Origin of the sequence: Arcobacter iocasae (genome assembly GCF_042214795.1) — a bacterium.
Lineage (GTDB): Bacteria > Campylobacterota > Campylobacteria > Campylobacterales > Arcobacteraceae > Arcobacter > Arcobacter iocasae.
In genome coordinates, this window is the sequence record NZ_CP090177.1 from 2,346,837 (window position 1) to 2,371,479 (window position 24,643).

General features: G+C 28.2%; 26 protein-coding genes. 18 read left to right on the forward strand and 8 right to left on the reverse strand.

The window, feature by feature from the left end; genetic code table 11:
• Positions 1-9 precede the first annotated feature (9 nt).
• Positions 10-762 (forward strand): urease accessory protein UreD, encoded by a 753-nt coding sequence (locus LXN10_RS11735; RefSeq protein WP_375723188.1) that lies wholly within the window; start codon positions 10-12, stop codon positions 760-762.
• 34 nt (positions 763-796) lie between these two features.
• Here the strand turns inward: LXN10_RS11735 and LXN10_RS11740 are convergent, their stop codons facing one another.
• Genes LXN10_RS11740 through LXN10_RS11755 form a run of 4 tightly spaced genes read right to left on the reverse strand, consistent with a single transcriptional unit; the run spans position 797 to position 3,638 of the window.
• Positions 797-1,525, reverse strand: coding sequence for an amino acid ABC transporter ATP-binding protein (locus LXN10_RS11740; RefSeq protein WP_375723189.1), 729 nt, complete (start codon positions 1,523-1,525; stop codon positions 797-799).
• Positions 1,512-2,162, reverse strand: coding sequence for an amino acid ABC transporter permease (locus LXN10_RS11745; RefSeq protein WP_375723190.1), 651 nt, complete (start codon positions 2,160-2,162; stop codon positions 1,512-1,514). The genes LXN10_RS11740 and LXN10_RS11745 overlap by 14 nt, the downstream gene beginning before the upstream one ends.
• 1 nt (position 2,163) lies before the next feature.
• Positions 2,164-2,844 (reverse strand): amino acid ABC transporter permease, encoded by a 681-nt coding sequence (locus LXN10_RS11750; protein ID WP_375723191.1) that lies wholly within the window; start codon positions 2,842-2,844, stop codon positions 2,164-2,166.
• Between the two features lie 14 nt (positions 2,845-2,858).
• A complete protein-coding gene (locus tag LXN10_RS11755; protein WP_375723192.1) occupies positions 2,859-3,638 on the reverse strand; it encodes a transporter substrate-binding domain-containing protein in 780 nt (259 codons plus the stop codon).
• 247 nt (positions 3,639-3,885) lie between these two features.
• Between LXN10_RS11755 and LXN10_RS11760 the strand changes: the two genes are divergently transcribed.
• The 10 genes from LXN10_RS11760 (at position 3,886) to LXN10_RS11805 (ending at position 14,514) form a co-directional block, all read left to right on the forward strand.
• A complete protein-coding gene (locus tag LXN10_RS11760) occupies positions 3,886-4,581 on the forward strand; it encodes a GntR family transcriptional regulator (RefSeq protein ID WP_375723193.1) in 696 nt (231 codons plus the stop codon).
• On the forward strand, positions 4,578-5,495 hold the full coding sequence (puuE, locus tag LXN10_RS11765) for an allantoinase PuuE (RefSeq protein ID WP_375723194.1): 918 nt from the start codon (positions 4,578-4,580) through the stop codon (positions 5,493-5,495). The genes LXN10_RS11760 and puuE overlap by 4 nt, the downstream gene beginning before the upstream one ends.
• Before the next feature lie 9 nt (positions 5,496-5,504).
• A complete protein-coding gene (alc, locus tag LXN10_RS11770; protein ID WP_375723195.1) occupies positions 5,505-6,509 on the forward strand; it encodes an allantoicase in 1,005 nt (334 codons plus the stop codon).
• The gene (locus tag LXN10_RS11775; protein WP_375723196.1) at positions 6,506-7,021 is read left to right on the forward strand and encodes an ureidoglycolate lyase; all 516 of its coding nucleotides are present in this window, start codon (positions 6,506-6,508) and stop codon (positions 7,019-7,021) included. Before alc ends, LXN10_RS11775 begins: the two co-directional genes overlap by 4 nt.
• 98 nt (positions 7,022-7,119) lie before the next feature.
• Positions 7,120-7,800, forward strand: coding sequence for an urease subunit gamma (locus tag LXN10_RS11780; RefSeq protein ID WP_375723197.1), 681 nt, complete (start codon positions 7,120-7,122; stop codon positions 7,798-7,800).
• A 1-nt stretch (position 7,801) separates the two neighbouring features.
• Positions 7,802-9,505 (forward strand): urease subunit alpha, encoded by a 1,704-nt coding sequence (ureC, locus tag LXN10_RS11785; protein ID WP_375723198.1) that lies wholly within the window; start codon positions 7,802-7,804, stop codon positions 9,503-9,505.
• A 9-nt stretch (positions 9,506-9,514) separates the two neighbouring features.
• Positions 9,515-9,961 carry an urease accessory protein UreE gene (locus LXN10_RS11790; protein WP_375723199.1) on the forward strand — a complete coding sequence of 149 codons (447 nt, stop codon included), beginning with the start codon at positions 9,515-9,517 and terminating at the stop codon, positions 9,959-9,961.
• Entirely contained in the window at positions 9,936-10,634 is a 699-nt protein-coding gene (locus tag LXN10_RS11795) for an urease accessory protein UreF (protein ID WP_375723200.1), read from the forward strand. Before LXN10_RS11790 ends, LXN10_RS11795 begins: the two co-directional genes overlap by 26 nt.
• A gap of 13 nt (positions 10,635-10,647) precedes the next feature.
• Positions 10,648-11,235, forward strand: coding sequence for an urease accessory protein UreG (ureG, locus tag LXN10_RS11800; RefSeq protein ID WP_375723201.1), 588 nt, complete (start codon positions 10,648-10,650; stop codon positions 11,233-11,235).
• A gap of 87 nt (positions 11,236-11,322) precedes the next feature.
• Complete coding sequence (locus tag LXN10_RS11805) at positions 11,323-14,514, forward strand: transporter substrate-binding domain-containing protein (RefSeq protein WP_375723202.1); 3,192 nt, start codon at positions 11,323-11,325, stop codon at positions 14,512-14,514.
• Here LXN10_RS11805 and LXN10_RS11810 read toward each other — a convergent pair.
• From LXN10_RS11810 to LXN10_RS11820, 3 genes are read right to left on the reverse strand one after another with little or no spacing between them, the layout of a single operon-like run.
• The gene (locus tag LXN10_RS11810) at positions 14,509-14,913 is read right to left on the reverse strand and encodes an ExbD/TolR family protein (protein ID WP_375723203.1); all 405 of its coding nucleotides are present in this window, start codon (positions 14,911-14,913) and stop codon (positions 14,509-14,511) included. The two genes, LXN10_RS11805 and LXN10_RS11810, sit on opposite strands and share 6 nt — an antisense overlap.
• Complete coding sequence (locus LXN10_RS11815) at positions 14,910-15,419, reverse strand: MotA/TolQ/ExbB proton channel family protein (protein WP_375723204.1); 510 nt, start codon at positions 15,417-15,419, stop codon at positions 14,910-14,912. Before LXN10_RS11815 ends, LXN10_RS11810 begins: the two co-directional genes overlap by 4 nt.
• A 5-nt stretch (positions 15,420-15,424) precedes the next feature.
• Complete coding sequence (locus tag LXN10_RS11820) at positions 15,425-16,135, reverse strand: energy transducer TonB (RefSeq protein ID WP_375723205.1); 711 nt, start codon at positions 16,133-16,135, stop codon at positions 15,425-15,427.
• Positions 16,136-16,240: 105 nt separating this feature from the next.
• Here LXN10_RS11820 and LXN10_RS11825 point away from each other — a divergent pair, with 105 nt between their 5' ends.
• The 3 genes from LXN10_RS11825 (at position 16,241) to LXN10_RS11835 (ending at position 18,594) form a co-directional block, all read left to right on the forward strand.
• Complete coding sequence (locus LXN10_RS11825; protein ID WP_375723206.1) at positions 16,241-17,071, forward strand: thiamine-phosphate kinase; 831 nt, start codon at positions 16,241-16,243, stop codon at positions 17,069-17,071.
• Between the two features lie 9 nt (positions 17,072-17,080).
• Positions 17,081-18,169, forward strand: coding sequence for a tRNA pseudouridine(13) synthase TruD (truD, locus tag LXN10_RS11830; RefSeq protein ID WP_375723207.1), 1,089 nt, complete (start codon positions 17,081-17,083; stop codon positions 18,167-18,169).
• A gap of 89 nt (positions 18,170-18,258) precedes the next feature.
• Positions 18,259-18,594 (forward strand): hypothetical protein, encoded by a 336-nt coding sequence (locus LXN10_RS11835; protein WP_375723208.1) that lies wholly within the window; start codon positions 18,259-18,261, stop codon positions 18,592-18,594.
• A gap of 14 nt (positions 18,595-18,608) precedes the next feature.
• Here the strand turns inward: LXN10_RS11835 and LXN10_RS11840 are convergent, their stop codons facing one another.
• Positions 18,609-20,795 carry a methyl-accepting chemotaxis protein gene (locus tag LXN10_RS11840; protein ID WP_375723209.1) on the reverse strand — a complete coding sequence of 729 codons (2,187 nt, stop codon included), beginning with the start codon at positions 20,793-20,795 and terminating at the stop codon, positions 18,609-18,611.
• Positions 20,796-20,880: 85 nt separating this feature from the next.
• Between LXN10_RS11840 and ruvA the strand changes: the two genes are divergently transcribed.
• The 4 genes from ruvA to LXN10_RS11860 are packed head-to-tail and all read left to right on the forward strand — an operon-like array spanning position 20,881 to position 24,641.
• A complete protein-coding gene (gene ruvA, locus LXN10_RS11845) occupies positions 20,881-21,441 on the forward strand; it encodes a Holliday junction branch migration protein RuvA (RefSeq protein ID WP_375723210.1) in 561 nt (186 codons plus the stop codon).
• A 19-nt stretch (positions 21,442-21,460) separates the two neighbouring features.
• Positions 21,461-22,495, forward strand: a complete 1,035-nt coding sequence (locus LXN10_RS11850; protein WP_375723211.1) for a D-alanine--D-alanine ligase — start codon at positions 21,461-21,463, stop codon at positions 22,493-22,495.
• A 3-nt stretch (positions 22,496-22,498) separates the two neighbouring features.
• Positions 22,499-23,218 carry an alpha/beta fold hydrolase gene (locus LXN10_RS11855; RefSeq protein ID WP_375723212.1) on the forward strand — a complete coding sequence of 240 codons (720 nt, stop codon included), beginning with the start codon at positions 22,499-22,501 and terminating at the stop codon, positions 23,216-23,218.
• Positions 23,205-24,641 (forward strand): Mur ligase family protein, encoded by a 1,437-nt coding sequence (locus LXN10_RS11860; protein WP_375723213.1) that lies wholly within the window; start codon positions 23,205-23,207, stop codon positions 24,639-24,641. Before LXN10_RS11855 ends, LXN10_RS11860 begins: the two co-directional genes overlap by 14 nt.
• Positions 24,642-24,643: the final 2 nt, after the last annotated feature.

The following is a 24,643-nucleotide window of genomic DNA, read 5'->3' on the forward strand; positions in this document are numbered from 1 at the left end:
AGGAGAGAAATGAGTATAAAATTTAATTTTAAAGATGATAAATTTTCTTTAGATAAATTAGAACTTCCTTCTCGCCACTACTATTTTCAAGATGAAGAGAATTATATAAAACTTCTAAACATAGGTGAAGGAATCTTTCCTAAAGACAAGATTCGAACTTCCCTTAAACTTGATAATTCAAATTTGATTTTAACAACTGAATCAGCTACAAAAATTTATCCATCAAAAAAGGAATATGGAATAAACAAAATAGATATAAGGATTCAAAATAACTCAAACCTAGAGTTTCTAAATGATGAACTTATTTTGTACAAAGACTCTAAATATATTCAATTTTTTAATCTAAAATATGATGAAAACTCAACTTTTTTTTACTCGGATATTTTAAGTAGGGGAAGAAGTTTTGAGGATTTTGATTTTTCAAATGTATTGATGAAAAATTCTTTTTATTCAAATAAAAAATTAGAATACATAGAAAAATTTGATGTAATAGGTGATGAACTAAAAGATTATATAATTAGAAAAAATAGTGAAAACTATATTTTTATTAAGATATATATCAAAACAAAAGATAATAATAAGTTCTTGGATATTCTAAAAGAAAAAGCTTTTGATTCATTTACTTATTCAAAATCAAAAGAGATAATTATAGGAACAATCAGTTCAAATAGTATGAATGATATTAAAAAAGAACAAAAATTTATTTGGAATATTTATAGAAATTATTTAGCTAAGAAAGAGTTTTCACTAGGAAAACAATAACTTATTAAGCCCTATAAAGGGCTTAATAAGTTATTTATAATACTGAAGAAAGAAAATTTTGTAATTCAGGTGTTTGTGGATTTGCAAATACTTCATCACTAGGACCAGTTTCCCATACTTTTCCATTATGCATAAAGACAACTCTATCACCAATATCTCTAGCAAAATTCATTTCATGTGTTACAAGAACTAAGGTCATACCTTCTTTTGCCAATTTTTCTAGTACTTTTAAAACTTCACCAACAAGTTCTGGGTCAAGGGCAGAAGTAATCTCATCACATAATAAAATTTTTGGAGACATAGCAAGTGATCTAGCTATTGCAACACGCTGTTTTTGACCACCTGATAAACTATTTGGGTATTGGTCAAACATTTGATCCATACCTACTTTTTTTAGACATTCCATTGCTAATTCTCTGCACTCATTATCTTTTTTACCTAAAACTAACTTCGGAGAGAGCATTACATTTTGTCCAGTTGTTTTATGGGGATATAAATTAAATCCTTGAAAAATCATACCACATACTTTACTTAGTTTTCTTAGTTGTATGTCATTTGTTGTAACTTCTAAATTATCTACTATTATATTACCATTTTGATAATTTTCTAGCCCATTAATACATCTAAGAAGTGTACTTTTACCTGAACCAGATCTTCCAATTATAGAGACAACTTCTCCTGCTTTGATATTAAGATCAATTCCTTTAAGTACATGTTTTTCTCCATAATACTTGTGTACATTCTCGATACTAACTAGAGACATTTAATTTCCTTTCTAAATATTTGCTATATCGTGTTAGGGGATAACAAATTACAAAATATAGTATTGCAACCATTGTAAAAACTTTAAAGGGTTCAAATGTTGCATTATTTAACATTGTTCCTGCTTTTGTAAGCTCTACAAAACCAATAATAGAAGCTAATGCAGTTCCTTTTACAACTTGAACTGAAAACCCAATAGTAGGAGCTGTTGCTACTCTTATTGATTGGGGAATAATTACATGAATCATTGATTGATAGTAATTTAATCCCATAGTTTTAGCAGCTTCCCATTGTCCTTTTGGAACAGAATTTAAACAACCACTCCAAATCTCACATAAAAAAGCACTAGTAAAAAGTGTTAAAGCTAAACTAGCAGCCGTCCATGCACCTACATCAAGACCTATTAACGATAAACCAAAAAATGCCAAAAATAGCTGCATAAGAAGAGGAGTTCCTTGAAAAACTTCCACATAAATTTTAACTAGACCTGATAAGAAAGGATTGTTTGTCATACGAATTAATATAAGTAATCCAGCAACAACCCCACCTCCAATAAAGGCTATAAGTGACAATAAAACCGTCCATCTTGCAGCCAGTAAAAGATTTTGTAATATGTCTAAAGTTGTAAAATCGCCCATATTAATTCCCCTCTTTCATTGCTTTCATTTTAAATAGTTTTTCACTAATTATTGTAAGTATATATCTTAGAATAATTGCAAGTATTAAATATATTGCAGTAATTAAAAAATATGATTCAAAACTCAAAAATGTACGTGATTGTATAAAATTGGCTGTAAATGTTAATTCTTCAACAGAAATTTGAGATAAAACAGATGAACCTAACATCACAATTACGCATTGACTTATAAGTGCTGGAGATATTCTATTAAACGCTTGTGGCAAAATAATATGAATAAAAATTTGTGACCACTTTAAACCCATTGTTTTACCAGCTTCCCATTGCCCTTTATCAGTAGCTTCTATACCAGCTCTTATAATCTCAGTTGAATATGCCCCCAGATTTATAACCATTGCAATCATTCCAGCTTCTAATGCAGTTAATTTAAATCCAATAGTTGGTAAACCAAAAAATATAAAAAATAGTTGTACTATAAAAGGTGTATTTCTTATAACTTCTACAAAAGCACCAACAAGATTTTGTAAGAACATGTTATCCCCAACTCTTGATGCTGCTCCAAGAATACCAAAAGTAACACCTAAAATAGTTGTGAAGATAGTAATTTGTATAGTTAAAAGTAAACCAGATACTATCTCTTTATAATAAGGCATTAATCCTACAAAGTCTAATTGATAATCCATTATGTACCTTAATTTTATAAGTCTTTTGGAAGACTAATTTTTAACCATTTTTTAGAAGTTTCATTTAGTTTCCCATTTGACTTTAATTCTTTAATTAAATTATTTAAAAATGCTTTTAATTCAGGTTGGTTTTTTCTAATTCCTATATAACAAGGAGAATTTTTAATTGCAAATTTAGTCACTGGAGCAGTATTTGGATATTTTGAAGCAATATCACTGATGATAACATTCCCTGTTGCTATTAATTTAACTTGTCCAGAAACAAAAGCTGAGATTGTTGTACTATTATCTTCAAATCTTTTAATAGTAACAGATGAATCAACTAATTTACTCAATTCAATGTCTTCAACCGAACCTCTAGTTACACCTACAGTTTTACCCTTTAGATCAGCTACTGATGATACTTTTATATCTTTAGTCCCAAATACCCCTAAGAAAAAAGGTGCATAAGCATCTGTAAAATCAATTGCTTTTTCTCTTGCTGGATTTTTACCTAAACTTGAGATGATTAAGTCAGCTTTTCCTGTTTGTAAATATGGAATTCTATTTGCACTAGTTACAGGTACTAATTTAAGTTTAACACCTAATTTTTCAGCAATGTATTTAGCCATATCTATATCATAACCTTGAACACTCATATCTTTAGAGACTGAACCAAATGGTGGAAAATCTTGAGGAACAGCTACTTTAATTATCCCTTCTTCTTTTATATCTGCTAATTGATTTGCACTCAATAAACTTACACTTAATAGTGCTCCCATAGCAATTGCTTTTAATAGAAATTTCTTAAACATTTTTTTTCCTTTTAGAAATATTGTTGACACTTTTAGATAAATTCTTGAAAAATAAATTAATCTATGTGAATCATGTGAACAATTTTAGATGTAAATGTTTATAATGTCAACATAAATACTGTATAAAAAATATACAGAATCTTTAAAATAGCTATATTCGATTTTAATTGTATATTTTTTATACAATTATTGTCTAAAATAATTGTAGACAATATTGTATAATTGTTACATATATAAAGGAGCAGATATGAAAAATGAAACTATTGAACTTTCTATTGAAGAAACTATTATCAATTATATATTTGATGAAATATTTGATAAAAAGTTTCAACCAGGTATGAAGCTTCCAGAAAGTGCTTTTGCTCAAATATTTAATGTAAGTAGAGATTCTGTTAGAAAAGCTTTTAGTCAATTACAAAGTATGGGAATAGTCACATATAAAAAGAATCAAGGGTTTTTTTTAAAATGGTTGACACAAGAAGATACAAAAGATGTTTATGCAGCAAGAAATATAATAGAAGTAGGAATTATTACAATAATAACTCAGAAATATTCTTTGGGACAAATTGATTTATCATCACTTAAAAATGAAGTTGAAACAGAAAAATATCTAAAAACTACATTTAGAAATGGGGAATATGTAAAAACATCTTGTGACTTTCATCTTAACTTAGCCTTTTTAAGTGGAAATGAATTTTTAATCAATGCACTTACTCCTTTAATCCCATTAAGTATTTTAGCAGGGCTTGTCTATGAAGATAGCACTTCTCACTTTTGTTCCTATGATGAACATAATAATTTAATCAAAGCAATTGAGTCAAATGATATAGAATATGCAAAAAGTATTATGAATCATCATTTACACCATTGTGTAGAGGCTTTAAATTTTGAAAAAACTAATAGACAAATAACACCTATAATTAATTTAAAAGTAAAATCATGAATTATCAAGAACAATACTCAAGAGATATGGTAGGTTATGCAAATGAACATATTAATCCCAAATGGCCAAATAAAGCAAAAATAGCTCTACAGTTTGTACTTAATTATGAAGAAGGAGCCGAAAGTTCAATTCTACATGGTGATGATGCTTCAGAAGTTTTTTTATCAGAAATGAATAATCCCCAAGCTTTTATAGGACAAAGGCATAAATCAATTGAATCACTTTATGAGTATGGTTCAAGGGTTGGTGTATGGAGAATATTAAAACTATTTAAAGAGTTTGATATTCCAATTACAGTTTTTGCTGTAGCAATGGCAGTAGCAAGAAATCCAAAACTTGCAGAATATTTGACTTTGCATAATTATGATATTTGCTCACATGGATACAGATGGATAAATTATCAAAATATTAGTAAAGAGTTAGAAAGAGACCATTTATACAAAAGTATAGAAATTTTAGAAAAAATGATAGGTACAAGACCTCTTGGTTGGTATACAGGGCGAGATAGTGAAAATACCAGACAGCTAATAGTTGAAGAGGGTGGTTTTTTATATGATAGTGATGCTTATAATGATGATTTACCTTATTTTGCAAATGATGTACCAAAAGGTATTGAACACTTAATTATTCCATATACTATGGATAATAATGATATGAGATTTGTACCAAGTGGCTTTAATAATGGTGAACAGTTTTTTAATTATCTAAAAGATAGTTTTGATGCACTTTATTTAGAAGGTTCATATTCACCTAAAATGATGTCCATTGGTATGCACTGTAGAATATTAGGAAAGCCTGGAAGAATAATGGCTATGAGAAGATTTTTAGAGTATGTAAGAAATTTTGATGATGTATGGTTTTGCACTAGATTAGATATAGCAAACCATTGGATTAATAATTTTGGAAAAAAGTAAAGGATTTTAATGATTAATGTAACAAGTTTAGATTTAGGAACAAAAATTTTATATGTAAGTGATGAGTTTTTTGCAAAAGCAGAAGACATGCTATTAGAAACACAAGCTGTATTTAAAGATGAATATGATGAAAATGGACATTGGATGGATGGTTGGGAAACAAGAAGACGAAGAGATAATCAAAATGATTTTTGTATTATTAAGTTGGGAGCAAGTTCTAAAATAAACTCTTTTGAAGTTGATACTGCTCATTTTAAAGGAAATTATCCTTTAGCTGTTTCAATTAAAGCTTGTTATTCAAAAGATATAAATGACGAAGAGATTATTAACAATCCAGAAAACTTCCAATGGAAAGAATTACTTGTACAAAGTGATTTACAAGGAGACACAAAACATACTTTTAATTCTTCTTGTCAAGATGAAATAACACATATAAGAATGGATATTTTTCCAGACGGTGGGATTGCAAGGTTTAAGGCTCTTGGAACAATTTGTTTTGATGAAAAACTTTATAATATGGATAATATCAATGTAATTTCTATGCTAAGTGGAGCAAGAGCAGTTAGAACAAATAACGAGTTCTTTGGTGCTTTAAAAAATATTTTAAAAGAAAAAGAGTCTTTATATATGGGTGATGGTTGGGAAACTAGAAGAAGAAGAACGCCAGGTTTTGACTGGGGAATTATAGAGTTAGCAAAACCCGCTATTATCGATAATATTATGCTAGATACAAATTTTTTTAAGGGAAATTTTCCTGATTCTTTCTCTATCTGTAGCGCTTTTGTAAAAGAATCAACAGATAACTCAATAGAAACACAAAGTATATTCTGGGAAGAATTGATTCCAAGTCAAAAGCTTGAGATGGATAATAAACACTATTATAATAAAAGCTTTTTATTACATAATAAACCAATTACACATATAAGAGTTAATATTTTTCCCGATGGTGGAGTTTCAAGATTAAAACTTTTTGGTAAGTTTATAAAAGATGAAGAGTTGAAATATTTAGTATGAGAAAAGTTATAAAAACAGAGATTCTTACAAAGAAAGCTTTTAGAGAGTATGGAGAAGTAATTTCTTCAGAAGATAGTGCTTCAAAAATCATTAATGATGGCTTTGCAAAAAAACATTATGAACTTTGTATTATGGATGCAAATGAAAAAAATGGAAAATCAACACTTCATATATATGAAGCAAAAAAAAGAGAATTTCCTTTAAAAATTCCTATGTTAGAAAAACATCCATTTTTCTCACAAACTTTTATGCCAAGAAGTGTAAAACCCTTTTTTGCTGTTGTTGCACTTGGAGAGGAAGAACCTGATTTATCTACTTTAAAAGCTTTCATGACAAATGGTAACCAAGGGGTTCATTATAATAGAGGAGTTTGGCATTTTCCTTTAATTAGCTTAGAAGATAATGAACAGTTTATTGTCATAGATAGAACCGATTGTGCTATACAAGAGAATAAAATAGAAGAGTGTATTGAACTTGAACTTAAAGGGGAAATATATCTTTTAAATGAATAGTTTTTATACAAATTAAAAAAAATAAGTCTGCTTAATAAGATATACTTAATACAATAAACTAGATTATCAAAAAAACATATTTTTAGAAGGAGGGCTAGATGTTTCTTACAAATCGAGAACAAGAAAGATTGATGATTTACACGGCTTCAAAATTGGCACTTGAAAGAAAAGATAAAGGCTTGAAGTTAAACTATCCAGAAGCTGTTGCAATTTTAAGTTCATATATCCTTGAAGGTGCAAGGGAAGGTAAAACAGTAGCGCAACTTATGGTTGATGCTACAAAAGTTTTAGGTGAAGATGATGTTATGGATGGAATTGCTTCTATGATGCATATGGTTCAAATCGAAGCTACCTTTGATGATGGTACAAAACTTGTTACTGTTCACAATCCTATTACTACAAGCAAAAAAGCAAAAATAGAGCCGGGTGAATATTTTGTAAATGAAGGTGAAATATCTTTAAATGAAAACAAAGAACTAACAACTATACAAGTGGAAAATAAAGGTGATAGACCAGTACAAATTGGATCGCACTATCACTTCTTTGAAGTTAATAAAGAGCTTGATTTTAATAGAGCTGATGCTTATGGTAAAAGACTTGATGTTCCTGCTGGAACTTCAGTGCGATTTGAGCCTGGTTCTTCTAAAGAGATAACTTTAGTATCATATACAGGTAAAAGATATATGAGTGGATTTAATGGTTTGGTTGAAGGCTTTTTAGATGATGTTTCAACAAAAGAAAATGCTATGAAAAATTTAGAAAAGTTTTTAGGAGTATAATATGAAAATATCAAAAGAAAAATATGCTTCAATGTATGGACCAACAACTGGTGATAGATTTAGACTCGCTGATACTTCTTTAATAGCTAAGATAGAAAAAGATTATACAACTTATGGAGAAGAGAGTAAGTTTGGTGGTGGTAAAACAGTAAGAGATGGTATGGCACAAAGTCCAACTGCTGTTGATGTAGCTGATTTGATTATTACAAATGCTACAGTTATAGATTACACAGGTATTTACAAAGCTGATATTGGCATAAAAGATGGAGTGATATCTGCTATTGGAAAATCTGGTAATCCAAACCTTTGTGATGGTATAACTGAAGGTTTAGAAATAGGGGCCAATACAGAAATACTATCAGCTGAAGGTAAAATCATAACTGCTGGTGGAATTGACTCACATATTCACTTTATCTCTCCTGGGCAAATTGATGTTGCCTTAGCTAGTGGAGTAACAACAATGGTTGGTGGTGGAACTGGACCAAATACAGGAACCAATGCCACAACTTGTACCCCAGGTGAGTGGAATATAGGTAAGATGATACAAAGTGTAGATAACTTACCTCTTAACTTTGGTTTTATGGGAAAAGGAAACAGCTCGTGTAAAGAAGCTTTGGAAGTTCAAATAAAAGCTGGAGCTATGGGACTAAAACTTCATGAAGATTGGGGAAGTACTCCAAAAGCTATTGATACTTGTTTAAGTGTGGCAGATGAGTATGATGTACAAGTTGCAATTCATACAGATACTTTAAATGAATCAGGATTTGTGGATAATACAGTGGATTCTTTTAAAAATAGAACAATCCATACCTTCCATAGTGAAGGAGCAGGCGGTGGACATGCACCTGATATTATGAAAGTGGCTGGATTAGCAAATGTCTTACCATCAAGTACTAATCCAACTCTACCATATACAAAAAATACAATAGAAGAACATCTTGATATGCTTATGGTTTGTCACCATTTAAGTCCAAAGATTCCAGAAGATGTAAGTTTTGCAGAGAGTCGTATTAGAGGCAAGACAATTGCAGCTGAAGATGTGTTACATGACTTGGGAGCTATTAGTATCACAAGTAGCGATTCACAAGCTATGGGAAGAGTAGGGGAAGTACTTACAAGAACTTGGCAAGTGGCAGACTCTATGAAAAAACAAAGAGGTGCTTTAATTGGAGATGATGAGTTAAGTGATAATAATAGAATTAAAAGATACATCGCAAAATATACAATAAATCCAGCAATTGCTTGTGGAATAGATGAGTATGTGGGAAGTATTGAAGTTGGTAAAATGGCTGACTTAGTTTTATGGAATAGAGCATTTTTTGGAGTGAAACCTGAAATTATCATCAAAGGTGGATTTATAGCACTTAGTATGATGGGTGATTCAAATGCTTCAATTCCAACACCAGAACCAAATATGTATAGACCTATGTTTGGAAGTTTGGGAAAAGCAGCTGCAAAAACAAGTGTTATTTTTACTTCTAAAGTGGCTTTAGATAGTGGCATTAGAGAAAAGTTAGAAATTGATAAATCTATGTTAGCAGTGAAAAACACAAGAAATATTGGTAAAAAAGATATGAAATTAAATGATTTTATTGGAGATATTGAAGTTAATCCAGAAACTTATGATGTAACAGTAAATGGAGAGTTAATAGAATCAAACTATGTATCAGTAGTACCAATGGCAAAAAAATATTTTATGTTCTAGGAGGAAAGTTTGGAAAATTGTATGATAAAAAAAGTTGCAAAGATAAGTAAGGATATTGATGCAACTGATGAGGTTGAGCTATCTTGGTTTGATATGCAAAAACCAAATTTAACAGGGGTTAGTAAAAATGGTATAAATTTTGTAGTAAAAGCAAAATTTACTCATCTACACGAAAATGATATTTTAGTATGTGAAGATGATTATTCTATCAAAGTAAAACGAAGTGCTGATGAGGTTTTTGTTTTAGAGTTCTCAGATGCTTTAGTTTTCGCAAAAACAGCATATGAAATAGGAAACAGACATCAACCAGTAATGATAGAAGATTATAAAATTACAGTCTTAGATGATATTTCTTTAGGTGATATTATAAAAGATTGTTATACAAATGAGAATATTAATGTAGAAAAAACAAAAGGGTACTTTAAACCAAATGGTAAAGCAAATCACTCGCACTAATCTTAAATCTTTAAGTAGATTTTTGCAAATACTTGATGGAACCTTCCCCTCAGGTATGTTTGTGCACTCTTTTGGTTTAGAGCCTCATATTGTAAAAGAAGTGGTTTATGATGAAAAGAGTTTGAAAATTTATTTAAAAAACTTAATCATAGATCAATATTCAAAGATGGAGTTTGTTTATATCAAAAAAGTCTATAAAGCTTTAGAAAATGATAAATTAAATCTAATAAAAAAACTTGATAATGAGTATGGTTCATATTTGACTTATGAATATGCAAAAGCTTCAAAAGATATTGGTGAAAACTATTTTGCCCAAATCAAAAGTTTGCCTACAAAAGATATAGTAAAAAACTATTTTTTAAATATAGAAAATAAAACTTGTGAAGCAAATGAAATCATAGTTTTAAGTGCTCTATCTTTTGACTTGGATATTTGCATGGAAGATTTTATTGTAATGTGGACTAAAAAAAACCTTATAAATATAGCAGCAACAACACTAAAAATATCAAGAATAAAACCCTCTCAAATACAAAAAATGCTTTTTGAATTTGATGAGATTTTAGAGAATATTCTTTTTGAAGATATTGATAAAAAGATTACAAACTTTAATCCTCTTTTTGAAGAGATAATATTTAGCCATAAAAATTTAGAACCCAAATTATTTGTAACATAAAAGGAAATTATTGATGAGTTTAAAAATAGGAATAGCAGGACCAGTAGGAAGTGGGAAGACTTCACTAATAGAAAGTCTTACAAACATACTAAAAGATAAATATTCACTAGCAATCGTGACAAATGATATATATACAACAGAAGATGCAAACTATCTTAAAAGAACACTTGATTTAGATGAGAAAAGAATAATAGGTGTAGAAACTGGCGGTTGTCCTCATACAGCAATAAGAGATGATATCTCTATGAATCAAAAAGCTGTACGAGAACTTGAAGAAAAGTTTAATCCAGATATAACATTTGTGGAAAGTGGAGGAGATAATCTAAGTGCAACTTTTTCTTATGAGTTGATTGATTATTACATGTATGTAATAGATGTGGCACAAGGGGCTGATATACCTCGTAAAAAAGGTGCAGGTTTGCTTTTTTCTGATTTACTTGTAGTAAATAAAACTGATTTAGCACAATATGTTGGAGTTGATTTAGTATCTATGAAAAGTGATGTGGACAATAATAGAAAAAATAAACCCTCAGTTTTTATTTCAAATAAAGACGAAAAGAGTTTAAATCAAGTTGTATCTTGGATTGAAGCACTTTTATAAGTTAATTAACAAAAAATAATTTATTTTTTAACTTTCTTATAACTAAATATATGGTAAATTTCCATTTAATCATAAGGAAATTTTCAGTTGAAAAGTTATTTTAGTTTTATATTTGTATGGTTATTTACACTTAATTTAGTAGCCTCACATTTTGATTTAACAGAAGAAGAAAAAAATTGGATTCAAAGCCATCCTACCATTATCCTAGGAACAGATTCCTCTTGGGCACCATTTGTTATAGATAATGCTCCCTCTCTTACTGGATATGATGTAGATATATTAAATTTAATAAATAAAAATACTGGTGCAAATTTTCAATTAACTGTTGCAAATTGGAATGATATTGTTACAAAAGCTGTTAATAAAGAAATTGATGGACTAAGTACTAGTGCAATACAGGAAGAAAGAGCAAAATTTTTCAATTTTTCAAATACTTATTACACTAGTAAAAAGTATTTAATCACTTCAAATAATAATTCAAAAAAAATAAATCTCAATGATAATTTAATAGGTAATAAAATTGGATATCTTGAAAGAAATCTTTTTGATAAAAAACTTGTATCACAATATAAAAAAGCTATTTTAGTTCCATATAAATCATTAGATAAAATCATTCATGCTTTAACAATAGGTGAAATTGATGCTACTGTTGGGAATTTTGAGATTTTCAAATTAGCTGAGAAAAAAGGATTGTCAAATTTAAAAATTATGTCTGATATACCAAATAGTACTTTAAATTTAGTATTTTCTGTGAGAAAAGATTATCCTGAAGCTATTTCAATTTTAAATAAAGGCTTGCAAGATATTCCAATAGATGTAAAAAAAAGTTTAAGAAAAAAATGGTTTGGAACTTCAATTAATATTAATAATGAAGAATTAAATTTGACATATGAAGAAAAAGAATACCTAAAAAATAAAAAAGTTTTAACTGTTGCAAATTTACAAACTTTCCCTCCTTTTAATTTTAATGAAAACAATATTCCAAGAGGCTATAGCATAGATTATTTGAATCTAGTAGCTAAGTATTTAAATGTAAATATTAAGTTTATAAGTAATAAGTCTTGGAATGATTTTTTAACAATGCTAAAAAACAAACAAATTGACATAATTCCTCATGTAGCTTTTAATGATGAAAGAAAAAAATATTTTGAATTTACTAATTTTAATCATATTTCATATACTACTGGAGTAGCTATCAACAAAAATAGTGACATAAAATCTATGAATGATTTAAAAAATAAAACTATAGCAGTAACTAAAAATTCGTTTATTCAATCATATATAAAAAGTAAATTTCCTAATCAGTCTTTATATTTAGCCTTATCAACTGCTGAAGCTCTTAATGCTGTATCTTATGGAAAAGCAGCTGCTGCAATTGGAAGTTTACCTACACTTAGTTACTATATACAAAAAGACTGGCTTAGTAATATTAAAACTATTTCTTTAGAAAATTTAGGACTTGAAAATAAAACTGCTTTACCAATGGCTGTATCAAAAGATAACATATTATTAAAATCAATTTTAGACAAAGTAAATTTAATTATACCTCATAATGAAGTAGTAAATTTAAAGAAAAAATGGATGGATATATCTGAACAAGATAATAATTTATCTAGAGAAGAACTTGTTTTTTTAAAAAACAAAAAGATAATAAGAATGTGTGTTTTACCAAACTGGCTTCCATTTGAGCAAATTGATAATAAAGGAAATCACAAAGGAATTGGAGCCGATTTTATGAAGCTTATTTCTAAAAGGATCAATACTCCAATTGAACTTGTTCCAACAAAAGAATGGTCACAATCTTTACAAAATATAAGAGATAGAAAGTGTGATATATTACCTGTAGCTATGAATATTCCAAGTCGTATAGGTAGTATGAATTTTACTAAACCATATGTTTTAGAGCCTTTTGTTATAGCTACAAAAACTGATAAATTATTTGTAAAAGATATTCAAGTTCTTAGTAATAAAAAAATAGGTATTGTAAAAGATTATGCCTTTATTGATGTATTAAAAGAAAAAAACCCATTGATATCAATTATTAATGTAAAAAATACTAAAGAGGGACTTGAAAGAGTAAGTAGTGGTGAATTATTTGGTTATATTGATGCCTTGCCAACTATTGGATATGCTATTCAAAGATATTCATATTTTGATTTAAAAATTGCTGGAAAATTAGAATCTAATATTATGTTAAGTATCGCTTCTAGAAGTGATGAACCATTATTAAATACTATTATGCAAAAATCTTTAGATTCTATCCCTGAAGAGCAAAAAAGAACATTGATAGAAAAATGGATTGAAATAAAAGTTACACAAGAGTTTGACTATAAGCTTTTGTGGCAAATAAGTGCAGTATTTTTACTTATTGTCTTAATTATTTTGTACAAAAATAGAGCCGTAATGATTCTTAATAAAGACTTACTTAAAGCTAGGTATGAAATAGAAGAACAACAAAGTATGGTTAATAAATATGTATTAATACTTACAACTGATACTAAAGGAATAATTACTGATGTTAACGAAGCTTACTGTAAAGCTACTGGTTATACAAAAGATGAATTAATAGGCCAAAAACATACACTTATTAGACACTCCGATATTTCAGAAAATTTTTTTGAAGAACTGTGGAATACTATTATAAATAATGAAATATGGTCTGGAGAAATCAAAAGTTTAAAAAAAGATGGTTCTACCATTTGGTTTAACATGTATATAGAGCCAATAATAAAAGCAGGAAATAAAATTGGCTATAGGGCAATATCAGAAGATATAACAGATAAAAAGAGAATCGAAGAGTTATCTATTACTGATAAATTAACTGGTTTATATAATAGAATGAAATTAGATGAAATAATGCAAATAAAAATCGAAGGATTTAAAAGATATAAAATGTCTTTTTCAATTATAATATTAGATATAGATGATTTTAAAAAAGTAAATGATACTTTTGGACATGATATTGGTGATAAAGTACTTAAAACTATTGCATTTATTATGCAAAAGAATTTAAGAGTAAGTGATATTGTAGGAAGATGGGGTGGAGAAGAGTTTCTTATACTTTGTGAAAATACAAATATAACTCAAGCTCAAATAGTCGCTGAGAACTTAAGAAAAACAATTGAAAAAACTAATTTTGATATAGTAAAAAATAAAACAGTAAGTTTAGGAGTATCTGAATTTACTGAAAGTGATAATGCACATACTATTTTTAAAAGAGTAGATGATGCTTTATATAAAGCTAAAAATTCAGGAAAAAATAAAACGGTAATATTATAAGGTATTACCAGTTTTATTTTTAGTATCAGTTAATAATGAAATATTAAATAGTTCATATTTTTGAAGTAAATCCAAAATCTCAATAACTCTTTCATATTTTACTTCTTTGTCTATTCTAAAGATAATATTTCTTTGTTTGTCTTTTATTTTACTTATCTCTTCTTCAAGATTTTGTATAGAACTCTCTTTTCCATAAATTGCTAACTTTTCCCTATCAAGTTCTATAATAACTTCTTTTTGTTTTAGTTCTATCTCTTTTGCACTTGAGGTTGGCAGATTTAAAACTAAGGCTAATTCATCTTTTTTAAAAACTGAAGATACGATAAAAAAGATTAAAAGAATAAAAACAACATCAATAAGAGGTGTAATATCTGGTGTTAAAATCTCTCTTTTTTTCATATTCTTTTTAGAACCTCTTTTTGAATTTTCAGTTCAATATCATCTAATATTCCAACAATATAGTTGTATCCTATGTAATGAGGAATCGCTACAATTAAACCCGCAACGGTAGTAATAAGGGCTACTGATATACCACTTGAGAAAATAGCTGGGTCTCCTAAACCACTTTTAGTAATAGAATCAAATGAGTTTAAAACCCCAATAACTGTTCCTAAAAGACCTAAAAGAGGTGCAATAGAAGCAATGATTTTTACGGTATTTAACCCAAATTCTAATTTTCTTATTCTTCTATTTATTACATTTTCAACAGACTCTTTCTCAAATGAGCTGTTTGTAGTTTTTACAAAAGCTAATATATCTTGTACAATTTTTTCTTTTCCAGCTCTTGAAGATAGAATAACTACTAATTTCCAAAACATTATTGTAAATCCAATAATATTTAAAAAAATCAGAATATATACTATAACTCCACCTCTATCAATGTAACTCATTAAATCAATACCCATGTATTTTAACTCCTAATAATTTGATATAAAACTGGAACTGTAATATTCCAAGAACTTTTATTTAGTTCATCAGGAATTGGTTCAAAATGTTTTATTTTACTTATAATTTCCATTGCTGCTTTATCTAGTCTTTTATATTTTGAGTTTTCCATTATTTTGATATTTATAATATCTCCATTTCTTGCAATGGTAAAGTTTAAATATACTTTTCCTGTTTGATTAAGTCTTTTCGCACTATTTGGATAGACTTTATTTTTTTCAATTAATCTTTTTAATTTTAATAAATATTCATTCTCTATAGCTTTTACTTTATCTAAATCGATATTTTTGGTTTTATTTTTAGTTTTTTGTTGAACTTTGTGCTCAACTGTTTTTTCTTTAAAAACTTTTTCAGGCTCTTTTTTATGAACAAGTTTTTTTATTGGTTTTTCTTTTTTAATAAACTTCTTTTTCTTTGTGTGTTTGATTATATTTTTACTTTTAGTTTTATGAAGTTTTTTTCTTACGATTTCTTTCTTTTTAACTTCTTTTTTAAGTTCGACTTTTTTAACTTCTTGTTTTTTTATTACTACTTTATTTAATTTTATTTGCGTAGTAGAATTTGTAGGTTTTGGTGCTACAATTTTATTTTCCTCTGTATGTAATTGAGCAAATAAATAAATGTGAGTACAAATAACAAGTAAAAATACTACTAATAAACTTTTCTTTTTTTCCATTTGAGAATATTAACATAATATTGATAATGATTATCTTAATTAAAGATTAAATTTAGAATTTCCTTTTCAGTACAAGATGAAGTCAATTTATGATAAAATCGCGTTATGAATAAAGAAGACTATTTTATAAAACAATTTAAAAATACCCATAAAAATATTATAGGTGATGATGGGGCAGTTGTAGGCTCACATGTATATAGTATGGATGCTTTTTTTGAGAATGTACACTTTAAACGAGAGTGGATGAGTTTAAAAGATATTGCAAGAAAAGCTATGATTGTAAATATCTCCGATGCAATAGTTATGAATGCAATTCCTAAGTATGCACTTATAAGTATAGCTATTCCTAAAGATTTTTCTAAAGATGATTTAAAAGAGTTAGCAAATGGCTTTAAAAATATTGCTAAGAAATTTGGGATTAAAATAATTGGTGGTGATACAATATCAAACATCAAACTTGATATTTCTATTACAATTATTTCAAAAACAAAAAAACCAATATTTAGAAAAGGTTTAAAAAAAGATGATTTTTTATGTTTTACAGGAGATTTAGGAACTTGCAAAAAAGATTTAGAATTTTTATTACAAGGGAAAGAAGTCTCAAAAAAATCAAAATTCATAAAGCCTAAACTAAAGCCTGAATTTTTTTATGAAATATCACCTTATGTTAATTGTGCCCTTGATATTTCTGATGGTTTATTTTTTGAACTTGAAAGATTATCAGAGACAAACAACTTAGGATTTGAGTTTTTTGATAAAATTAGTAAAGATATAGGATGTTCAGGTGAAGAGTATGAGATATTATTCTCTTTTTCTCAAAAAAACAGAGATATCATCTCTAAAATAGCAAAAAAACATGAAGTAAAATTAAACATCTTTGCAAAAGCAGTTGATGGAACATATAAAGGTGATTGTAAAAATCACCATTTTAATTAAGGGAAAATATTGGAAGAAAACACAAACTTAAACAAACACAATTTACAATACTATTTAAATCACTCAAAAATAGATGTATTATTTAAACAAAACAAAGATGACTTCGTAGTTACAGAAATACCTTTATATGACTTTGCAGGTGAGGGTGAACATATAGTAGTAAAACTTAGAAAAAAAGATTTATCTACTTGGGATGCTTTACAAATTATTGCAGATAGTATTGGATGTAAATTAAGAGATATAGGGTATGCTGGATTAAAAGATAAAAATGCAATGACTATCCAACATATTTCTATTCCAAAACAATTTGAAGAGAGAATAAATAGTTTTGCCCATGAAAATATCAAATTTTTAGAAACTGTTAATCACAATAATAAGATCAGAATTGGTCATTTAAAAGGTAATAAGTTTTTTATTAGACTAAAAAGAGTTAGTCCTATGGATTCAAAAAAAATAGAACAAGCTTTAGGAAAAATTGCTACCTATGGTATTCCAAATTATTTTGGTGTTCAAAGATTTGGAGCCTTTGGTGACAATCATGAAAAAGGTCAACAAATAGTTGAAGGTACATTAAAAGAGAAAAGAAGAAACCTAAAACAGATGTACTTAAATGCATATCAAAGTTTTTTATTTAACTCTTGGCTTTCAAAAAGAGTTGAAATTTCTAAATTAATTGAGGCCTTTGAACCAAAAGAGATTTGTGAAAAAGTTGGACTTCCTCAAGATATTGTAAAACAAATGAAAGCTCAAGAACACCCTTTTAAAATGCTTCCTGGTGAACTTATGAGTCATTATCCTTTTGGAAAAATATTTATAGCTGAAGAGTTAGATGTTGAAAGTGATAAATTTTATAAAAAAGATAGAGTTCCTACTGGATTATTACCAGGTAAAAGAGTGAAAATAAGTGAAGGTTTAGCTCAAGAATTTGAAAAAGATTTTGATAAAAAAACATTTGAAGATGGAGCTAGAAGATTTGCTTGGGTTTTCCCAGATGAAATAGAATCAAACTATAAAGAAGATAAAAATTGGTTTGAGCTTTCATTTACTTTACCAAAAGGTTCATATGCTACACAAGTTATTTCTGAAATAATACATTAATAAATCATTAATAATAAATTATATTTTTAAGCTTAGCTTTGATAAACTTTAATTTAAATAAATTTAATGTTTTAAATAAAAGGTTTATCATGAATTATGAAGAGGTAGTTGTCGAATTAGACCATGTCATAAAGAGTTCTGAGAAGGTAGCTGTATCAGTTTTTGATAAACTAGAATTAGCTTTATCTTATACTAAAGAAAAAGAATCATGTGATTTGATTATGGAAGTTATGAATACAATTCAAGAAGAAGATATCTTCAGACAAAAACTTGAAAGAGTAGTAAATTGCATTTGTGAAGCTCAAGGCATAGATGGATCTAGATTTAATATAGCACCAACAGCAAAACATATTTCAGGTGATAGTTATGATGATGAGATATCTCAAGAGGATATCGATAAAATGTTTGCTAAAATCAATAAATAGAAAGTTTAAACTTTCTATTTATCACATACTTCTTTTTTAAGAGTATTTAAAGTTCCAAATATTCTTAAAGACTCTATTTCAACTTCTTTTGCTTTTTCATTTAAAATATTATTTGGTTCATTATTTGCATTTGCATCAGTTAGTGCTTGTATTTTTTTTGCCAATGAATTATTTAAGTTTTTAAGCTCTTCAAGTGAATTAGATGCTTCAATATGGTAAGTGTCTTCAAAATTATTTATAAAGTTAGATAACACTTCTGAAGGTGTTGCACTCCATTTAGTTTTTTTACCCAATCTAGAATAAGCTTGATCTTTTAGTTCTAGAACATTTACTTTTACTTTTGCTGCATCATAAACTAAGTCTACATTACATACTTGCTCTCTAGCGTCTTGGATAAAACTAGCTCTTGAAGCAGCGGTTACAAGAGAATTTGACATATTAGCAATCAAACTTGACATATTAGAAATCTCTTCTGCTACTCCTGCATTTTGTTGTGTAACTTGGTCCAATGTTGTAACAGCATCATTAATCTGTCTAATACCGCCTTCTTGTTCTTTAGCTGCATTTGAAACATTATCTATCATTATTATTGTATCAGTGATATTTTGATTTAATTCATTATATCCTTCAATCATTTTACTTGAAATTTCTTGTCCACCTTTTGCTTTCATCGAAGCAGCTTCAACTATATCTTTTATCTCTTTAGCAGCTTCTGCACTTCTTGATGCTAGGTTTCGTACTTCTTGAGCAACTACAGCAAAACCTTTACCAGCTTCTCCAGCAGTTGCCGCTTCAACAGCAGCATTAAGTGAAAGAATATTTGTTTGGAATGCAATTTGGTCAATGATCTCAATTGCTTCATTTATTGAGCTTACTTGTTTATTGATATCTTCCATTGAATGAGCAGTTTGATTTGCTAAGTCTTCACCATTTTTTGCAGAAGCAGTAACTTGTTGAGACAATTGTTTCATCTTAGCAGCTGCTTCATTTGTTCCTTTTATATTAGAAGTTATTTGCTCTAATGCAGCAGCTGTTTCTTCTAAAGATGCAGCTTGTTTATTTGATGATTTAGACAAATTACTTGCAGCATCTGATAATGTTTGGGTATTTTCATTTAATGAATCACCAGTATTCATAATCATTGCTAAAATTTCAGAGGTATTATGTCCTACAAGTTTTATTCCAGCTGTTAGTGAACCTAAATCTCCATAAATACCTTTATCATCAATTTGTGCATCAAATTTTGATTCTGAATACTGTTTTAAAGTAGCATTTATTTTTTCCAAAGTAGTTCTAGTACCACTAATCATAGTGTTAAGTTTATTTTTTAAATCTTCTACATGTGGATTTGCAGCTTTAGAATTTACATTATAAACAAAGAAACCATTACCTGTCTTTTCTAAAACATCATTTGCTTCTTCTATAACTTTTGCATCAAGTGCAAGTCCTGCATTTACTTTATCCATATATGAGTTAAATAAATCAGCAACTTCAGAAATTTCATCTTTTGATTGAACGCTTAATCTTATATTTGTGTCATTTGATTCAATTAAGTTTGTAAAACCTGATTTTAAAGACTCAATTGGGTTTGTAGCTCTTTTAACTAAAAAGAAAATCAATACAATAGTCAATACACTAAGTATAAGTGAAGTAGTAGAAATACTTACAACCAAATCAACTAATTCCCTATCTGAATCTTGTAGTGAAAAAGTCAAATCCATTACTCCAATTACATCACCAATTTGTTGATTTGCATGACACATAATACAATCTTGTTCAGCAATCATAGGTTTAATCATTCTTATTTCATGATTACCATTATCTGTTGTTTCAAACAATTGTGAATTTTTAGTGTCAAAAGACTTTAATATACTTGGGTCTTCTGTATACTTTGTACCTGGTGCATACATTTCAATCAATGGTTTACTTTTAGCAACTGTTAAATTTTTAACACCTTTTATAGTTGCTGCAGCTTTCTCTGCTTTTTGGATTGTTGCAACATCACCCGTTGACATTGCATTTCTTAGACTTTGAAACATTGCAGTGTTTAACATCTCTAAATATTCTTTTGTAGTATTTAAAGAATCTCTTTTTACTTCTGTTGTAGTAAAGTAAATTACTGATGTACTACTAATTGTCATTAAAATAATTAATGCAAATATTATTTTATTGCTTATTTTTTTCGATATAAATCCAAACATTTACTAACCTTAATCTTTAAGTTGTAATAGTATATAATTAAATCCATTTATAAACAATAAAAACTTAAAGAGATTTAAAAAAATAATGATAGTTGGAATAAACGGTAAAATAATAAGAAAAGAACCAACCCTCTTACATATTGATGTTAATGGGCTAGTTTATGAAGTCTTTGTATCTGTTAACTGCAGTTCTAAGATAACAGAAAATAATATTTCATTACACACTACATACATAATAAGAGAAGATTCTCAAGCTTTGTATGGATTTATTGATGTAAATGAAAAAAAACTTTTTGATACAGTAATAAAAATAAATGGAGTGGGACCAAAAGTAGCACTTGCAATTTGTTCAACATTTACTCCAAGTTCTTTTTCTCAAATAGTAAGTTCAAATGATATTTCTATGTTAAAAAGAGTTCCAGGTATTGGTCCAAAAGGAGCTAGTAGAATTTTGGTTGAGTTATCTGGATTTGTTATTGATGGAAATAGTGATGAAGATTCAATGGGAACAAATATGATGGAAGCATCTATGGCATTGGAATCATTAGGATTCAAAAAAGATGTTATAAGTAAAGCATTAAAAAGCTGTAGTGCTACAAATACAAGTGACTTAGTAAGAGAAGCACTTAAAAGATTACAAAAATAGATTTAAAGGTTAGATAAGAATGAAGATTGCTATAGTTTTTGGTGGAAGTAGTTATGAACATGAGATTTCAATAGTATCTGCTATTGCTATGAGAGATGTTATTAAAAGTGAATTAGAGTATATATTTTTAGATGAGAACAGAGACTTTTATCATATTCCTACTAAAACAATAAAATCAAAACTTTTTAGTACTGGTGAATATAAAAAGTGCGATAAATTAATTATCAAAAAAGGTGGCTTTTCAAAAAAAGCTATGTTTGGTGAAAAAAATGTAGAGTTTGATATTGTCTTAAACTTAATTCATGGTGGAGATGGTGAAGATGGAATAGTTGCTTCACTATTTGAATTTTTTGATATAAGATACATAGGTCCTAGAGTTGGAGCTTGTAGTGTAAGTTTCAATAAGTTTTTAACAAAAGGATATGCTTCATCTTTAGGGATTAAGACAATACCTTATCAATATTTTACAAAATTTGATGAAGTAAGTGTAGAACAATTTCCAGTAATTGTGAAACCAGTTACTTTAGGAAGCTCGATTGGGGTTAGTATTGTAAAATCAAAAGAAGAGTTAAGTTATGCTCTTGATGTTGCTTTTGAGTTTGATAATGCAGTTTTAATAGAGACTTTCATACCAAATATTAAAGAGTACAATCTAGCAGGTTATAAAGTTGGAAATGAAATCAAATACTCAATAGTAGAAGAGCCACAAAAAGCTGACTTTTTAGATTTTGATAAAAAGTACCTTGATTTTGCAAGAACAGAGAGAGTAAGTGTTGCTAATATTAGTGATGAGTTAAAAGATAAGTTGAAAAAAGCTTTTGAGACTATTTATAATACTACTTTTAATGATGCAATGATTAGATGTGACTTTTTTGTAATAGATGATGAAGTATATTTAAATGAAATCAATCCAATCCCTGGCTCTATGGCAAACTATCTGTTTGAAGATTTTGATGCAAGTATAAAAGAACTATCAAAATCACTAAAACTAAAAGATAAAATCAAAATCTCATATGACTATGTAAACAAAATCCAAGCGGCTAAGGGTAAATAAACCTTGGCTTTAAAATCAATCCAATACGATAATAAAACTTTTGATATCTCATATGAAATAATAAATCAATCTTCAAAAAAAGATATTATTATTCTTCATGGTTGGGGTTCAAATAAAGATATCATGAGTAAAAACTTCAAAAGCTATTTGCCAAGTTTTAGACATATATATGTAGACTTACCAGGTTTTGGAAAAAGCCCTACAAAATATGTTCTTACAACAGATGATTATACAAATATCATGGAAATATTTTTAAAAACTATCAATGCTTCAAAAGATACAATTATGGGACACTCGTATGGTGGAAAGGTTGCTACAAAACTAAACCCAAAAAATCTTGTACTTTTAAGTAGTGCAGGAATAGTAGAAGAAAAATCAGCTAAAGTAAAAAGAAAAATCAAAATGGCAAAGTTTTTTAAAGCCTTGGGATTAGGTGCTATTACTAAGATTTTTAGAAGTAAAGATGTGGATAATATGAGTGAAAATATGTATGCAACTTTTAAAAATGTACTAAATGAAGATTTTACCGAAGATTTTAAAAACTTTTTAGGAAAAGCATATATTTTTTGGGGTGAAAGTGATACTGCAACTTCTTTAGCCTCAGGAGAAAAAATAGCCTCACTTATAAAAAATAGTGAATTTAAATCATACGAAGGGACTCACTTCTTCTTTGTTGAACATGCAAAAGATATAAGTGAAAGAGTAGAAAATGGAATACTTTAATATATTTACACATTTAGTTTTAGTTATGGCACTTGGTTGGTATTTGATTACCAATTTACAATGGTATAGCTATAAGTTAGAAAGAGTTATCTTTAAGCATCACAAATTGCATTGGCATATCATATATTTTGTAACGCCTTTTGTGATGTATTATTTATTACCATCATTATACTTTTTGGTTTATTTTTATGCTTTATATTTGCCATTATTGATTTTATGGAATATGAAACTTGATAAACCATTGGTTTTAACATCTCGAGTTCAAAGATTTTTAGCCATACTTCTGTTTGTAACATTTAGTATTAGCCTTTTATGTTTTGTAAGTGAAAATTGTAAATCAGCTGGTATTTTTATCCCATTATTTATAGCTTATTTGGTCTCTTTCTCTTTAGAGCGAATATTTTTTATCTCTTTTAAACATAGAGCTAAAAAAAGACTTCAAGGTATAAAAGATTTAAAAATCATTGCAATTACTGCATCATATGGAAAAACATCTATAAAAAACTATTTATACCAAATCCTTAAATCAAAGTTCAATGCCTATAAAACTCCAAGAAGTGTAAATACCCTAGCAGGACTTGTTTTAGATGTAAACAGAGACCTACCTGACAATGCAGAAATATACATAGCAGAAGCAGGGGCTAGAATGCAAGGTGATATAGAAGAGATATCAAACTTCTTGCACCAAGATTATGCAATCTTAGGACAAGTAGGTGAACAACATATAGAGTACTTCAAAACCTTAGATAATATTATCCACACAAAAATGGAAATCCTAAAATCACCAAAAATGATAAAAGCTTTTGTACATGAATCTGTACCAATTTTAGACTATTCAAAAATAGAAAAGTTCCCAAATGATTTAAACATAACAAAAAGCAATTTAGATGGAGTCTGGTTTGATGTAAATATTGATGGGAAACAAGAACATTTCTACGCACCAATACTTGGAAGTTTCAATGCAGTAAATCTAACAGCTTGTATTCTTATGGCAAAAGAGTTAGGTATGAGTATAGATCAAATAAAAATAGCCCTAGATAAAATCAAGCCAGTAGAACATAGACTTCAAAAAATAGAAGCTGGTGGAAAAGTAATCATTGATGATAGTTTTAATGGAAATTTTGAGGGTATGCTTGAAGCTGTAAATTTATGTAGTGAATACAAAGGAAGAAAAGTAATCATAACTCCAGGTTTAGTTGAATCAACAGATGAGACAAATATACTTTTAGCAAAAGAGATAAATAAACACTTCGATTTTGTTATTTTAACTGGTTCATTAAATACTCATCTTTTTAGTGATAATATTGATAAAAATAAACAGTTTATCTTAAAAGATAAATCAAAAATGCAAGAGACTTTAATAGAAAAAACAAGAGCAGGGGATTTAATCCTTTTTGCAAACGACGCTCCTAATTTTATTTAAGC